We start from the raw sequence: 14323 nt of genomic DNA, 5'->3' as shown, positions 1-14323 counted from the left end.
GGTTATGGTGCACAGCGCATCACAGGTTTTTTGGCATCATCAGGTTTCACTGCAACCTGATCGTCATTTGAATCATTACAGGCGGTGAGTGCCAATAGCACGGGAACAATAGCCAGGCAGGGGAGCCATCGTTTCATTTTTTTTAACATCTGTTTCATCCAGAATAAAGATGTCAACACTCTAGGCAGCGCTGATGACAGCATAGTGTCATCTAGATGAAGATTCCTTGACGTTTCATCGCTATATGAATGAGGAAAAGAAGATGGAGCATGTGAATTTAGATGGGGGAAAATACTCACCCATCTAAAGCGATAGGGATTTGATCAATGCTAGCTCTCTATGGACAGTCAACTGCTTTGACTGTCCATAGAGAGCTGAGTTTTTGAATTAAAGCGGATGCATCTTGTCATCAAAATTTTCGAGTACTGGAAACTCAAGCGGCTGTAGCGCATCGAGATGAGACAAATAGCGCTCAAAATCAATTAACAGCTTTTGTCGGGCTTCGTTGCTGATATAGGGTACGTGATAAGCGATAAAGGGCGGTAATACTTCAAACCCGGCATAAGCCAATGTCCCACGCTGGATCGGTGCCAGATAATGTTCAATTGGCCCGTGAATGGTGTTTTCACCAAACATATGCTCACGACCACCCAGCGTTAAGCACAGCATGGCTTTTTTCCCACGCATGCCGCCGTGATTGTAAAAGCGTTTTCCGCCATAAAATAGTCCTGATACAAATACACGGTCAATCCAGCCCTTTAAGATGGCGGGAACGGAAGTCCAGTACAAAGGAAAGCTCAATATCAGCAGGTCTGCACGTTGTACTTTTTCAAGTTCGGTCTGGATATCCGGTGAAAATTGCTGATGCTTGAAGGCATGACGCTGCTCCAAGGCATAATTTAGGTAATCAGGCTGGTTTAAACTTTCAAAATCATCTTGAGAAGCCACAGGGTTAAAATTCATGGCATACAGGTCAGAAAGTTCAACGTGATGGCCGAGTTTTTCAAATGTTTCCTGTGCTTTATTCTTTAAGGCTGCGGTAAACGATAAGTTTTCTGGATGGGCATGAACAATCAGTATATTCATTGGTAAGTCACATTCATAAACACATTTTAGATAAATGAACTATGCCGAAAAGCTTAAAACTGGCATAGTTCATAAGCTGCCAATATTTACCATTTCACGCCAATTTATCCCTAAGTCACGGAACAAGAATGAATCCAGAATTACCCGGAAGCTACGTCAACTTATTGGTTGATGTCGTAGGAAAATGGAATGTTTCACCTCAGCAAATGCTGGCGGGTACAGGAATTAAGGTCCAAAAACTGGATGCGCCATTTTGGTATGTTGACCTGAATGTTTTCAATTACTTGCTAGAGAAAGCAGCTACATTAACCCGGGAATCTGCAATTAGTTTATACCTTGCCCGAGACATGCGGGTGTCTTGCTATGGCAATGTAGGAATAGCGGCGACCACCGCACCTACCTTAGGCGATGCGATCGAGATTTTAGAGCAATTTATTGGTTTACATTGCGCCGTTTTTAAACCTCGGCTTAGGATTGACGGAGAGAGGGTGCATTTATATTTTGCGCAGCCTTTATCTCAGGAGCGATTAAATCAGCATGCCACTTGTTTTCTGATATTTGGATTTGGACAAATTCTGCAAAATCTGGCTCAAGTTAATCTGGAAATTGATTATAAATTTCAGCAAGACCAGCCTGATTTTTATAAAAGAATCCATCCGGACAAGAACTTGAACGTAGTGTTTTCTGCTGAAGCGGATTACCTGACTTTTAAGCAAGAATACTTATATTTACCCCTCAAAACTGCAGATGCCATGCTTGCACGTTTAAGCAGACAACAGTGCCTGCAGGATGCACAGAAACTGGCACAAAAAAGGATGGATAAGGATCGTCTGGATGCTGTGATTAAAGCCATAATTTATGATGAACATGAGGGCTTTTTATCGATCAAACAAGTTGCAGGGAAACTGCATATTTCAGAAAGATCATTACAACGGCAATTGGGACAGCAGCAAACAACGTTTCAGATGCTATTGGCTGAAGTGCGTAGACAGCAGGCCGAGTATTTACTAAAACAGTCAAAGCTTTCCATTCAAGAGGTGGCAGATCGTTTGGGCTACGCTGATATTTCTCATTTTTCACGTGCATTTAAACGCTGGACCAATGTAACACCTAAGTTCTATCGGGAAGTAAACAAAGTGCTTTAAATTCCATTTAGGTTATAACAAGCGTTTGAGATCGTATAGAGAAGGCTAAGGCCACCTCTCTTATCGACCTTAGTTTATAAATTTGTCGGGTAGAAGGTAGAGGATTTTTCTATACGAAGACTATGAGATTACAAGAAGGGGATTGCCACTTTTATTAGAGTTATAACGAAGGAATTAAGAACTCTCTTGTTTGTTAAAAATAAGTTAATGGCTTGTATAGAATGAGCTAAAAAATTAAAGTGTAGAAAAACTACTTTCTTATGTATTTATGGTATCTCGTCGAAAACTTCCATCTTTAAATGCCTTACGCGCGTTTGAAACAGCGGGGAGAAAGTTAAGTTTTCGCGCTGCTGCTGATGAATTGGGGGTTACCCAAGGTGCGATTGCTCAGCAAGTTCGAGCATTGGAAGATCATCTAAAGGTTACTCTATTTCAGCGACTTCCTCGGGGACTGTCTTTGACTCAGGAAGGGACAAAGTATCTGGTCGATATAACTCGAGCCTTTGATATTCTTACTGAATCAACAGAATCATTATTAGACCAGCCTGATCGTGTCACTATAAGTGTGACACCAACGTTTGCGACTAAAATATTGATTCCTCGATTAGGTGATTTACATGATGTACTACCGGATATCAATTTATGTACACTTGCAACCGAGGCTGTATCCGACTTTGATCGTGATCAAGTTGATATCGCGATAAGGCTCACCCAAAAATCATTTCCAGAACATCTCGAAACACAATTATTGTTTCATCAAGAGCTTATTGCTGTAGCCAGTCCTGATTTTGTTAGGGATGTAACGCTTCCTCTGAAACTTGAACAGTTGATAAGCATGCCATTGCTACACGATGCCCATGATCATTGGTCGAATTTTCTGAATACTCATGCGAAGTTATCTGGAGCTGTATTTAATCAAACCACGCTAGCATTAGATGCAGCTTTGACAGGGCAAGGCATCGCTTTAGCATGTCGAGCATTTGTGGATGCTGATATTAAGTCAGGAAAACTCGTACAAGTCATTTCAGAAATAAAAACAGTCGAGCCCAGTTATTATCTGGTCAGAAAAAAATCTCACATTCGAATAGCACAGTCGATAAAGTTTGGCAGTGGTGTATAGAATATTTAGGGACTGAGCAAAAATAGAAAAATTATACTTATCAGTATGATGAGATATCTTTTAATTTTAAAGGGATAATATGAAAGTAATTTATCCCTTCAAATTTTTTTTAAAATCACTATACAGAGCGAGTTAAGCCGCCATCTACACGGATATTTTGTCCTGTGATATAAGCCGCACCATCAGATGCAAGAAAAGCTACTGTAGCGGCAATCTCTTCTGTTGAACCATATCGTTTCATTGGAACACTGTCAGCGCGTTCATCTGTTTTTGGCAGGCTATCAATCCATCCAGGTAAAACATTGTTAATACGAATATTATCAACAGCATATGTGTCTGCACAAATCTTCGTAAAAGCTGCTAATCCAGAACGGGCAACGGCAGATGTTGGAAAGAGTGAACTAGGCTCAAATGTCCATGCACTGGAAATATTTACAATCACGCCGTGTTTTTGTTGTTGCATGATCGGAATAACTAAACGGGTAGGGCGTACAGTATTGAGAAAATAAGTATCTATACCATCATGCCAATCTTGATCTGTTAATTCTAAAATTCCTTTGCGTGGTCCATGTCCAGCACTGTTGACTAAAACATCGATACGTCCCCAACGAGCCAGTGTTTCATTAATCAGGCGTTGAATATCTTCTATTGATTGATTAGATCCAGTAATACCTAAGCCATTCAGTTGATTCGCGAGAATTTCACCTTTGTCTGATGAAGATAAGATTGCAACTTTGTATCCCTCTGCTGCTAGTTTTTTTGCAACAGCTGCGCCCATACCACTTCCTGCAGCCGTAACAATAGCGACTTTCTCAGTCATGATTTTTACCTCTTTATGTTATTCGGAATATGAAAGAATTAACTAACTTTTAAAATAATATTAAAGTTCAACAGTGTGCTGAGCAAACGATAAATTTTGGTTAAAGGCAGTAGAAAATCTACAGGCTTGATCCGTAATCGAATCAAGTTAAAAAAGGGATATCCTAAAAAAACAAGCGAAACAGGTTTAAATTAAATGGGCTATATCAAAGGTATAGAAAGATTTTTAGGTATTATTTTTCATACTAAGCCGATAGGATTGTATTTCATTTAAACAAGCTTAAGTTACGCAGATAAGAACGATGTGTAATCCTGAATATGTGCTGTTACAACATGTGTAACTTGCTAGATTCTCTCATGAGATTGTTTCAGTATAGATTTAAATACTCAAATTTTTAGGACAATAATCATGACATTGAGACAATGTATCTTATTTAAATATCTTGCTATTTTAGGTTTTGTGGCAAGTACATCCGTGATGAGCAGCATAACTTTCGCAAGTTCTGAGCAGGCATGGAGCAAACATGATCAGGAAATAAAAGCGGCTTGTATCAAAGCGAGTCAACTTAAAAATGCCAAGACAGTGAGCAATGTCATGCTGTTTGATGATCGTGTTGGATATTCGGCACTCTTGATTGAAGGAAAATATCCTCAAGCCCATATGAAAAACAAAACAGGGCAAGAATTGTGTTTATGGAACAAGACTTCGAAGAAAGCTTATTTAACAGAAGCAAACATGAAAGCACACTGAAGTCATAGCTTTGATAACTACGATTTCTGTTTGGCTTTTTGGCGTAAGACATACAAATATAAGCTTTCTACTTTTTCACGCGCCCATGGTGTGGTACGCAAGAATCGTAACGATGACTTAACACTTGGATCTATACAAAAACATCTAATTTCAATTTTACGACTTAAGCCTTCAAAGCCACCGTAATAATCCAATAACTCATCCAAAATATCAGCAAGTTTTTTGCCGTGTAGAGGGTCATTGGAGGCATTCATAATAGATCAACTATATTTGGGGAGACCATCATTATAACCTGAGCTCGTTGAAAAATGAGAGGGTTAGCATTTAAGCGTAATTTACATAGTAAATTACAGCTTATTGATTTGGTGTCTTAAAATCTAGACCTTTGTTTTTATGGAATGAGAACTCGAGCTCAGCAACGTGAATCTCTACGATCATAATTCACGTTGCTGAGCTGTGGCAACAAACAGTGTTGTGTAGGCCACAGTCTTTAGATATCCTATTTAACATAATATACATTATGCGAAACAATATTAATTTATTAAGATCACGACATGTTCCTCACCAAACTTCAGTTTTGCAGCTTCCAATGTTCTTATACGTATCTAAATAAAACGGCGTAAACTTAAATGATTTAGAGTTTACACCGTGATGTATCTATCTAGCTTTTCTATCTCAAGTTAAAAATTAACAGTCCATGACAACTGTGCTGTGCGTGGCGCACCTAGGAATAAATAATCATCCCCAAGAAAATTGCCGACATCGCGCCAGTATTTCTTATTGAATACGTTGTCTACATTCAATCTCAGTGTGTTGTCATAACCATAGGCATGAAAATTATACGCTGCACCAGCATCAAATACGCTATAACCTGACACCTTCACTGTGCCGGTTTTATTGGCATATTTACTGCTGCTGTACTGCATACCTGCCAATAAACGTAATCCATCAATTTGTGGCACTTGATACGATAAATGACTGGCAAAACGTACATTTGGTACATTTTGAGTTTGATGTCCTTTATATTCAGCCACTTGAACATCTGTGAGTCGTGAACGAGTCAATGCTAGACTTGAGGTAATATCCAGATTATCACTTAAACGGCCTTGCAAGCCGAGTTCTAATCCCAAATTGTGCTGTTCACCTTCAGCCACATAGTTATTGGCTGCATTGGTATACTGATTGTCCTGTTTTAAATCAAATATTGCTGCGGTAAAAAGTAAATCCTGCCATTGTTGTTTAATACCCAGTTCATATTGAGCTGAATGGATTGGGGCTAGCGTTACTGATACATTGGCGGCAGATGCCGGCGCTTGGCCACCATCACTTAAACCTTTGGCATAAGACGCATAGACATGTGTATCTTCCCAAGGCTGATACATCACTGCAACTTGCGGTAAGAAACGGTTAAAATCTGTCTTTCGAATGCGGGAACCATCTGCTTTGTAGGCATTTTCATCTAAATGTAGCAGTTTTCCCCCCGCTAAAACTGACCAAGCTGCATTGAAATCAATCTGATCGATCAGCGTTAATGCAGTTTGCTGGCTTTTTAATGACTTATAATGGTTGGCTAAAGTTTTTTCGGATGGAATATAGTCTTTAGTATCTTCATAAATATTTCCAGATGCTTCTGGGGCTTGGAAAATAGCATCATATTGCGAATGACGTTTAGCTGTGTGTGACAATTCTGCACTAAGGTTGTGTAGCCATGCACCGGTCTTAAATTTACCGTTTATGCCTGCCTTAAATTGATTAGTGAGATAGCTGTCATCCGGGTTGCGGAAGTCATAAATATCGTAATTACCATTCGGGTCAAAACTATTACCTTTCGTCTGACAAGTTTCACGATAACACCCCCAGGCAAAGGATGAATAATCATCGACCACCACACGGCTTTGTGAAGCACTTAAATACGATGTCCAACTATCATTGATCTGATAAGTATATTTTAATCCGGTATTTAAGCTGTCACTGCTTATAGGTTGACTCCAGCTTTGATAACCCAGTAAACGATCCCATTTCACACCATCGGGTACGGCGTTGCCACCCAATAATTGATAACCTGGTACAGAACGCTGACGCTGATGCTGTGATTCAAGATCAAATTCGAGCTTGGAACGATCCGAGATGTTCCAGTCTAAAGCGATGGAGCCAAATAAACGACGTCCATTGGCATGTTCAACATAAGGATGAATTTCCTCACTGGCCAGATTAATCCGGTAACCCAATTGTTGCTGCTCACCCAACAGTCCACCCAGATCTGTTGCGATACGATAGCCACCTTCACTATCTGCGCCCACGGTCACTGACCGTATATCTTTAGGGCGTTTAGTGACGTAATTGACCACACCACCGGGAGTTGACATACCACTTTGAATCGCACTGATTCCTTTGAGGATTTCGACCTGTTGTTTATTTTCAAGCGCTACATTCTGCTCACCGCGAATTACATTGCCATTGAGCAAATAACTTGAACCCAGATTTAGGGCAAAACCACGCATCACAAAGTTTGGGTAATATCCAATCGGTGCATAGCCGTCCCCTACTGCTGCATCATTCTTTACCACATCGGTGAGTGTTTTTGCATGTTGATCTGCAATACGTTCAGCCGTAATGGTACTGATTGATGCAGGTATTTTAGCCAGATGGTGTTGATTAAAACCGGTTAAATTGACTTTTGGCTGATAATACGCATTTTCTACGGCCTGAGCATTCACTGTAATGGTGGCAAGCCGAGTGGCTTCACTTTCAGTTTCGGCCTGTGTCACTGTGGAAATCAGTCCTAGACACGAAAATGAGCCAACTGCCAGTAATGCTGTTTGTAGACGAGAAAATGGAAAGGTTTTCACAGTATTTGCCGAGTCCTAAAAATTAATTTTACAGTCCGAATTTGCGGCACGAGTATTCACAATTTCTTTCGATTGGACAAGCATATTTTCCATCTATCTACGACTTTTTTATATTTAGCCGACAAATTGAATTTAACTAGCGATCCAAAGGTCTTACTTATATAAAATTAGTTCTGCTGTTGAAAATTCATCTCCAAGTTTGTCCATGATTTGTTCAAGCAAAGTGTTGATTTCAGGATTACTGTAGGGATGCATATTTCCGTTAATTGTTTCTCGCACATTACAATTGATTCTATGTTTAAGTAGCTTATAGATACTTTTATTGCGACCAAACAGGATTCGTTGAATCAGGTGATGCTTTTCCAGATCAGACAGGACTCTGTAAATGGTGCCTATTTTGAGACCACTCTGTTTATTGGCAATCATATAGATATCATCTGCGGTAAGACCATTATGTTGTGCAAGGACTTCGAGTACAGAAACTCGGGCAACGGTTGGTGTTAAGCCTTTATTGATTAATAATTTTGCGTACATAAGAAACCTGTCAATTAAAATAATAACAACAATATTTTTATAAAAATAAACAACTTGGAATTAAGTAAATGTTTAAAAATCGAAGTGAATAATACCTTGAAAATGATTTCTCAAGACATCTTGTTGCGTTCAATATTCAAAATTAGAAGGTATAGGTCACACCAGCATAATAGTTACGTCCCAGTTCTTTTTCATTGAATTTAATTCCAGCATCTTTGCCCTTTTCTTCCAGATCGACATCGGTCAGGTTACGGATGCCTGCTCGTACAGTCACTGCGGGATCTACTTTGGCTGAGAGACCAAGATTGACCAAGGTATAATCAGGTAATTTTTTCTGGTTAATGACCTGATCACCGATATAACTTGCACCCGCAGTTAGAGTTAACCATTCAAGCGGTTTTAAATTAAGATTGGTATTGGCTTGCAGACGTGGACGTTCATCCAGGCGTTTATGTGTTTCACTGTTCTTCGCATCAAGATAGGTGGCATTGGTATCAACCGAAAGCATAGGCAATAAATCAGCCTGTGCTGCAAGCTCTACCCCTTTGATTTTGACCCGGCCTAAATTCACCCAGGCAGCGCCCGTGGGGCTGGATTCACCATTCGGATCAACGCTATAGGTAATATCACGGCTAATCATATCCTTAATTTTATTATGGAATACAGTGACACTGCCGTTCCAGCTTGCTTTACGGATGGATGCACTCATTTCATAGTTGTCGCTGGTTTCTGGCTCTAGGTTAGGATTGCCCCATAAGGTACACCCACCGCCACAACTGACAATGCCGTAATCTTTGGTCATTTGTGCCAGAGACGGCGCCTTAAAAGCTTGCCCATAACCTCCCTTGAGCACAATATCATGCGGTAACTGATAAACCAGATAGGCTTTTGGACTGAAATGCTGACCAAACACCTCATGATCATCATAACGGCCAGACAAGGATAAGGTCAGTGGATCGGTGATATGGATGTCATCCTGTACAAACACCGAAGATGTGCCAACTGAAGCCTTACCGGAGTTTTGATAGCTTACGCCGTCTTTGACTTCCTGATGATTGTATTCAACACCCGCAACAATGCCGTGAAGACTGACATCAAAATTACTATAGGCACGCAAGTTGGTATTATTTTCTTTCAAAGTACGATGCTTGGGCTCATCAAAGTCTGAATCATAGTCTTTAATTTCACTATTTTCCTGTTGTGCTGAAACGGTAGTTTTCCCCCAGCTCCAGTCACCACGATGTGTTAGGCCAACGGAATGTCGTTCAATCTCCTGACTGGCAAATCCCTCATTTAAATGACCAGTAGCGGGATAGTATTGATAGTCCGTCTGACCATACGGACGTTTATCCTTGTTATATCCTAAGTCAAGATCAAGATCTTGCTGATCATTGAGCTCATAGCTCAGGGTTGAACGTAAGTTCTGGGTTTTCTTGCCTTCGATATAATAAGCTGGTGTAGCTTGTTTGCCTTGTGAGAACCACGCATCACGGTCATATTGCTCTGCTGAAACCGATAAACCCAGTTTGTCGGTCAATGCACCGGATGCAGAGGCACCCAAGCGATATTGCTGCTTTCCTGCACCGCGGTCGACCAGATGATATTCAGCATTGATTGCCCCCTGCCACTTATCCGTTGGCTTTTTGGTAATGATATTAATTACACCGCCAATCGCGTCTGAACCATAGAGCGCAGACATCGGTCCTCGAATCACTTCTACCCGCTCAATACTGGACAATGGAATCGAGCTAATATCCAGATCGGCATCGCGCCATAAGGCACCTGTAGAAGAAATACGTTTGCCATTGACCAGAATCAAGGTATATACCCCGTTTGATTCACGTACCCCACGGATGGTCAGTTTCTCGCGGCCCCCGCCATTATAATTTTGCACCCCGACGGTTTTACCCAAGACTTCCGCCAGACTATTTGCCGCGGATTGTTCAATCTGTTGTTTACTGACCACTGTGATTGAAGCAGGCGCCGTATCAGGGCTCTCCTCTGCCAGACTGGCAGTGACCACGATCGTGGGTAAGCTTGTGCCTGCTTGCTCGGTCTGATGCTGTTCTGCCCATACCGCAAACGGCGTCAAGGCTGTAATTGCAAGCACTAATTTGTTCTTTGCCAAGACCATGTTGTCGCACTCTCCTTATTAATAACAATTTTCATTTGTTAGTTGTTATCATTTATAAAGTTTGCGCATCATAGCCATTTATTAATGATCATTCAATAGTTGAAATTAATAATCATTCTTATTTGTAGCTTTGTTTATCATTGACCATTTAAATCGAGGGGTCTTCCCCTATTGTTTAACTTGTGTTTTAGTCGGTAAAAATAATGCTCTTGCGTTTTTTTATTTATCCACTTGTTTTGTATGGGGATCATGGTTTTTATACTGTGTGCTTTGTCTGACGCCAGTGTATCGCACTGCTGAATATGCGGTTGAGTGATACGAATATCGCGTGCTAGAGGCAAACTAAACCACGATGATGATTTGTTTATAACTTTCATTATTTTTATCGCTTAAAGCTCTGTTTATTGCTTTAATCTGAATTTGACTGAAATCATACTCCAAACAATAAAATGACTTTGTACAATCACGCTTACAACCAAACTTTATGAGAAACTGAATGGATTGGAATCAAATTCAAGACCTTGTTACCCATTATCCGATTGTGAAAGACCTAATTGAATTGAAAGAGACAGTCTGGTTTAACCCCTCATTCACTACGCTCGAGCAAGGCTTACCCTATGTCGGGTTAACGCAAGCGGATATTGATGATGCGCGTGACCGCTTACAACGTTTTGCACCCTACCTCATGGCAGTATTTCCAGAAACCCGTGTCAGCCATGGCATTATCGAATCGGAGCTAAGCGCCATTCCAGAGATGCAGCAATCGCTTGAAACGCACTTCGAGCAAAAAATTGCAGGCAAACTATGGTTGAAAAAAGACAGCCATTTGCCTATTTCAGGATCAATTAAGGCACGTGGAGGCATTTATGAAGTGCTTTTTCGCGCGGAGCAGCTCGCGTTACAAGCCAATCTGCTCAGTCTTGACGATGATTATGCCAAACTGAATAGCCCAGAATTTAGAGCCTTTTTTAGTCAATACAGCATCGCAGTGGGTTCAACAGGTAATCTTGGGCTCTCGATTGGCATCATGAGTGCACAACTCGGCTTTGATGTCACGGTGCATATGTCAGCCGATGCACGACAATGGAAAAAAGACAAGTTACGCGCTCATGGCGTAACCGTGGTTGAGTACGAGCAAGACTATGGCATTGCGGTGCAAGAAGGCCGGAAAGCAGCGCAAAAAAATCCGAACTGCTTCTTTATTGATGACGAAAATTCTAAGACCCTGTTTCTGGGCTATGCTGTTGCGGGTGAACGCTTAAAGAAACAGCTGGATCAACAGCGGATTCGCGTGGATCAGCAACATCCCCTCTTTGTTTATTTGCCTTGTGGTGTCGGTGGCGGGCCTGGTGGCGTAGCATTTGGCCTGAAAATGGCATTTGGCGATCACGTCCATTGCATTTTTGCCGAACCTACCCATTCCCCGTGTATGTTGTTGGGCGTTGCCACCGGGTTACATGATGAAATTTCGGTTCAGGATATTGGGATTGATAATATTACGGCGGCAGATGGTCTCGCCGTGGGCCGTGCGTCAGGCTTTGTCGGCCGTGCCATGCAACGATTGTTAGATGGTTTTTATACACTGGATGATCAAACTATGTATCGCTTGCTCGGAATGCTCAACCAGTCCGAAAACCTGAAACTTGAACCGTCTGCACTGGCAGGTATGCTCGGACCAGTTTTAGTCAGTAAGTATCAAGATTACAAGGATCTACATCAATTGACTGAACAGCAGTTACAGCACGCCAATCATATTGTATGGGGAACAGGTGGTGGCATGGTACCTGCAGAAGAAATGCAAAATTATCTGGCAAAGGCTTAGCATACTACTGTTTTTGATCTATCAAACAGCATCCAGCCTCGTGGATAGGATGCTGTTTGTTTTGGCTGATCCCTTTCTATCGCTGGGAGTGCAGACATAAGGCCTGTTTATTTCTGACGGGTTGCCACCCAGCACAGCACGGAACCGATACAGACCATGGCTGCACCTTGCCAGAACGACAAGGAAAGAGCGGTTTGTAAAACAAGAGCTGCCAGTGCGGCTGAAAATACAGGAATAAAGTAAGATGCACCCGCAAGCAATGTGACATTGCCATGTAGAATCCCGACGTTCCATGCAGCATAGCCAAAGCCCATCGCGGCAGCAGCAAGCACAAGATAAATCAGGGTATGCAGATCAAACTGCATCGGTTCGGCCCCCATGAGCACATATTTGACCCATAATGCCGCTGCCGTCAGTATAAAGAAAAGCGTGACACCATTGTTACCCTTGGCAATTCTGGCGGTGACTGTACAATACGCAGCCCAGATCAAAGCACCCATAAAAGCCAAAGCATAGCTCAACGGATTATCTTGAATATTGGCTGTGATACTGGCGAAATCAAGTCCCCGCTCACCTCCAAGTACCCAGCAAATTCCCATCAGGGCAATGATAAAACCAGGAATAATCAAAAAATTTGTTTTTTGATGATTAAAGACAATTGCACAGACCATAGTCAGTGCCGGCCATAAGTAGTTCACCATACTGACTTCAATCGCTTGCTGACTGCTATTGGCATAACCAATAGATAAGGCCAGACAAAGCTCATAGGACACAAACAGTAAGCTGCCCCAGAACAGGTAGGTGCGCGGAAATTCGCGTAGCTTGGGAAATCCGACACTCAATAATAAAAACACCGAAGCCACGCTATATATCATGGCCGCTCCACCCGTTGCGCCCAGACTTTCACTGACACCACGAATTAGCCCAACAATCGAACTCCATAACAGCACCGCCATGAGTCCTATTAGGGTTGCATTTCTTTTGCTTATCATCCACTTAATCACTTATCAATTTTCATATTCTAATCAGGAAGAGCTCAATATTGATTCTTCACTTGAATATTAGAGTTTATAAGGATTCACTTTTTAGCATGACTCGTCTGTTTTGCACAGCAATCATGCTGAATTACTTAGAAATTCTATCAATCATTTGCTATGAATTTATGGTCGCACCCGCAGTCACATTGACGATAGTAGCAGTCATTGCACTGGCATGATCAGAGGCCAGAAATGTCACCAGTTCAGCAATTTCAGTGAGTGTCGGCAATCGTTTTAACATGGTACTTTGCGCAGCGCCATTGAGCCATTCATCCAAGGTGATGCCCATCGCTTGTGCTTTTAAACTAAATAACTCGCGCGTATAAGAGCCTGCCTGAGCCGCATCCGCAATGGCATGGGAACGTACCCCAAGCACCCGAATATTCTTTGGACCCAGTTCACTGGCGAGTGCTTTGATAAATGCTTCGCTCCCGGCACAACCGACAATATGCCCCAAATGACCCGGGATCGCCATTGCACCAGAGGGTGCAATGACGCTAATCATTGCCCCGATTGACTTTGTACCCATATAGGGGACGACGGCTTTTGCAATATTAAATTGAGCAGTTAAAAAAGGTGTGATGCCCTGCATAAATTCATGCTGGTTGAGTTCTGAAAGTTCCTTACCTTGGTTATGCATAAAACTTGTGGCATTGATCACAACATCGATACCATCCGTTAGCCCAGTCAACTGTTTTATCGCTGTTTGGGTCGCCTGTTCATCCAGTACATCCACAATAAAGGTTTTTACTCGACCTTCTACATTATGAATATGTGCTGCAACCTGATCCAGTGTGTGCTGGTGTCGGGCGCCTAAATAGACAAAAGCACCTTCTCGGGCCAAGGTATCAGCGATCGCGTGACCTACAGCGCCACTGCCTCCAAAAATCACAGCAATTTTATTTTTAACTAACATGAAAGATGCTGCCTGTATTTTTTATTGATTATTTATTGTACGCCTTTTAATTATCTACAAGTGATTTCGAATTCTTTCTTATTTAAAAGTTAGTTGGAGTATAAAAAAAC

12 protein-coding genes and 1 pseudogene are annotated in these 14323 nt (G+C 41.7%); 4 read left to right on the top strand and 9 right to left on the bottom strand.

The genetic code is table 11. The annotated features are described in order from the left end of the window. Positions 1 to 2: 2 nt before the first annotated feature. Positions 3 to 137 carry a hypothetical protein gene (locus tag ACINWC323_RS20480; RefSeq protein ID WP_283202002.1) on the bottom strand — a complete coding sequence of 45 codons (135 nt, stop codon included), beginning with the start codon at positions 135 to 137 and terminating at the stop codon, positions 3 to 5. Positions 138 to 387: 250 nt separating this feature from the next. Beyond that, entirely contained in the window at positions 388 to 1086 is a 699-nt protein-coding gene (locus tag ACINWC323_RS08220) for an NAD(P)H-dependent oxidoreductase (RefSeq protein WP_009512596.1), read from the bottom strand. Positions 1087 to 1214: 128 nt separating this feature from the next. Here ACINWC323_RS08220 and ACINWC323_RS08225 point away from each other — a divergent pair, with 128 nt between their 5' ends. Both ACINWC323_RS08225 and ACINWC323_RS08230 read left to right on the top strand, forming a co-directional pair. Continuing rightward, entirely contained in the window at positions 1215 to 2231 is a 1017-nt protein-coding gene (locus ACINWC323_RS08225) for a helix-turn-helix domain-containing protein (protein ID WP_009512638.1), read from the top strand. Positions 2232 to 2499: 268 nt separating this feature from the next. Beyond that, positions 2500 to 3377, top strand: a pseudogene (locus ACINWC323_RS08230) (LysR substrate-binding domain-containing protein). Positions 3378 to 3469: 92 nt separating this feature from the next. Here the strand turns inward: ACINWC323_RS08230 and ACINWC323_RS08235 are convergent. Then, complete coding sequence (locus ACINWC323_RS08235) at positions 3470 to 4171, bottom strand: SDR family oxidoreductase (RefSeq protein WP_009512900.1); 702 nt, start codon at positions 4169 to 4171, stop codon at positions 3470 to 3472. A gap of 408 nt (positions 4172 to 4579) precedes the next feature. On the opposite strand from ACINWC323_RS08235, the gene ACINWC323_RS08240 reads away from it, so the two are divergent. Then, on the top strand, positions 4580 to 4921 hold the full coding sequence (locus ACINWC323_RS08240) for a hypothetical protein (protein ID WP_009512669.1): 342 nt from the start codon (positions 4580 to 4582) through the stop codon (positions 4919 to 4921). 17 nt (positions 4922 to 4938) lie between these two features. On the opposite strand, the gene ACINWC323_RS08245 is transcribed toward ACINWC323_RS08240, so the two are convergent. The 4 genes from ACINWC323_RS08245 to ACINWC323_RS08260 all read right to left on the bottom strand — a co-directional run bounded on the left by ACINWC323_RS08245 (position 4939) and on the right by ACINWC323_RS08260 (position 10438). After that, positions 4939 to 5175 (bottom strand): VF530 family protein, encoded by a 237-nt coding sequence (locus ACINWC323_RS08245; protein ID WP_003651786.1) that lies wholly within the window; start codon positions 5173 to 5175, stop codon positions 4939 to 4941. A 426-nt stretch (positions 5176 to 5601) separates the two neighbouring features. Beyond that, the gene (locus ACINWC323_RS08250; protein ID WP_009512919.1) at positions 5602 to 7770 is read right to left on the bottom strand and encodes a TonB-dependent siderophore receptor; all 2169 of its coding nucleotides are present in this window, start codon (positions 7768 to 7770) and stop codon (positions 5602 to 5604) included. Between the two features lie 153 nt (positions 7771 to 7923). After that, entirely contained in the window at positions 7924 to 8304 is a 381-nt protein-coding gene (locus ACINWC323_RS08255; RefSeq protein ID WP_009512558.1) for a Fur family transcriptional regulator, read from the bottom strand. A 142-nt stretch (positions 8305 to 8446) separates the two neighbouring features. Next, positions 8447 to 10438, bottom strand: coding sequence for a TonB-dependent receptor plug domain-containing protein (locus tag ACINWC323_RS08260; RefSeq protein WP_009512837.1), 1992 nt, complete (start codon positions 10436 to 10438; stop codon positions 8447 to 8449). A 496-nt stretch (positions 10439 to 10934) separates the two neighbouring features. Here ACINWC323_RS08260 and dsdA point away from each other — a divergent pair, with 496 nt between their 5' ends. After that, entirely contained in the window at positions 10935 to 12260 is a 1326-nt protein-coding gene (gene dsdA, locus ACINWC323_RS08265) for a D-serine ammonia-lyase (protein ID WP_009512514.1), read from the top strand. Between the two features lie 107 nt (positions 12261 to 12367). Here dsdA and yddG read toward each other — a convergent pair whose 3' ends face one another. Together yddG and ACINWC323_RS08275 are read right to left on the bottom strand one after the other, a co-directional pair. Next, positions 12368 to 13252 (bottom strand): aromatic amino acid DMT transporter YddG, encoded by an 885-nt coding sequence (gene yddG, locus ACINWC323_RS08270; protein ID WP_032881540.1) that lies wholly within the window; start codon positions 13250 to 13252, stop codon positions 12368 to 12370. A gap of 160 nt (positions 13253 to 13412) precedes the next feature. After that, a complete protein-coding gene (locus ACINWC323_RS08275; RefSeq protein ID WP_009512785.1) occupies positions 13413 to 14213 on the bottom strand; it encodes an SDR family NAD(P)-dependent oxidoreductase in 801 nt (266 codons plus the stop codon). Between the last annotated feature and the right edge of the window lie 110 nt (positions 14214 to 14323).

It is taken from the genome of Acinetobacter sp. WC-323 (assembly GCF_000314615.1).
GTDB lineage: Bacteria > Pseudomonadota > Gammaproteobacteria > Pseudomonadales > Moraxellaceae > Acinetobacter > Acinetobacter courvalinii.
Note: the sequence above shows the minus strand (reverse complement) of the source record. Positions and strands in the feature narration are given on the sequence as shown.

Excerpts from the sequence above, each read along its gene's own strand:
- ACINWC323_RS08245 (WP_003651786.1), bottom strand. The coding sequence starts at position 5,175 with ATGAATGCCTCCAATGACCCTCTACACGGCAAAAAACTTGCTGATATT.
- ACINWC323_RS08255 (WP_009512558.1), bottom strand. The coding sequence starts at position 8,304 with ATGTACGCAAAATTATTAATCAATAAAGGCTTAACACCAACCGTTGCC.
- ACINWC323_RS08240 (WP_009512669.1), top strand. The coding sequence starts at position 4,580 with ATGACATTGAGACAATGTATCTTATTTAAATATCTTGCTATTTTAGGT.
- dsdA (WP_009512514.1), top strand. The coding sequence starts at position 10,935 with ATGGATTGGAATCAAATTCAAGACCTTGTTACCCATTATCCGATTGTG.
- ACINWC323_RS20480 (WP_283202002.1), bottom strand. The coding sequence starts at position 137 with ATGAAACGATGGCTCCCCTGCCTGGCTATTGTTCCCGTGCTATTGGCA.
- ACINWC323_RS08220 (WP_009512596.1), bottom strand. The coding sequence starts at position 1,086 with ATGAATATACTGATTGTTCATGCCCATCCAGAAAACTTATCGTTTACC.
- ACINWC323_RS08275 (WP_009512785.1), bottom strand. The coding sequence starts at position 14,213 with ATGTTAGTTAAAAATAAAATTGCTGTGATTTTTGGAGGCAGTGGCGCT.
- ACINWC323_RS08225 (WP_009512638.1), top strand. The coding sequence starts at position 1,215 with ATGAATCCAGAATTACCCGGAAGCTACGTCAACTTATTGGTTGATGTC.
- ACINWC323_RS08260 (WP_009512837.1), bottom strand. The coding sequence starts at position 10,438 with ATGGTCTTGGCAAAGAACAAATTAGTGCTTGCAATTACAGCCTTGACG.
- yddG (WP_032881540.1), bottom strand. The coding sequence starts at position 13,252 with ATGATAAGCAAAAGAAATGCAACCCTAATAGGACTCATGGCGGTGCTG.
- ACINWC323_RS08235 (WP_009512900.1), bottom strand. The coding sequence starts at position 4,171 with ATGACTGAGAAAGTCGCTATTGTTACGGCTGCAGGAAGTGGTATGGGC.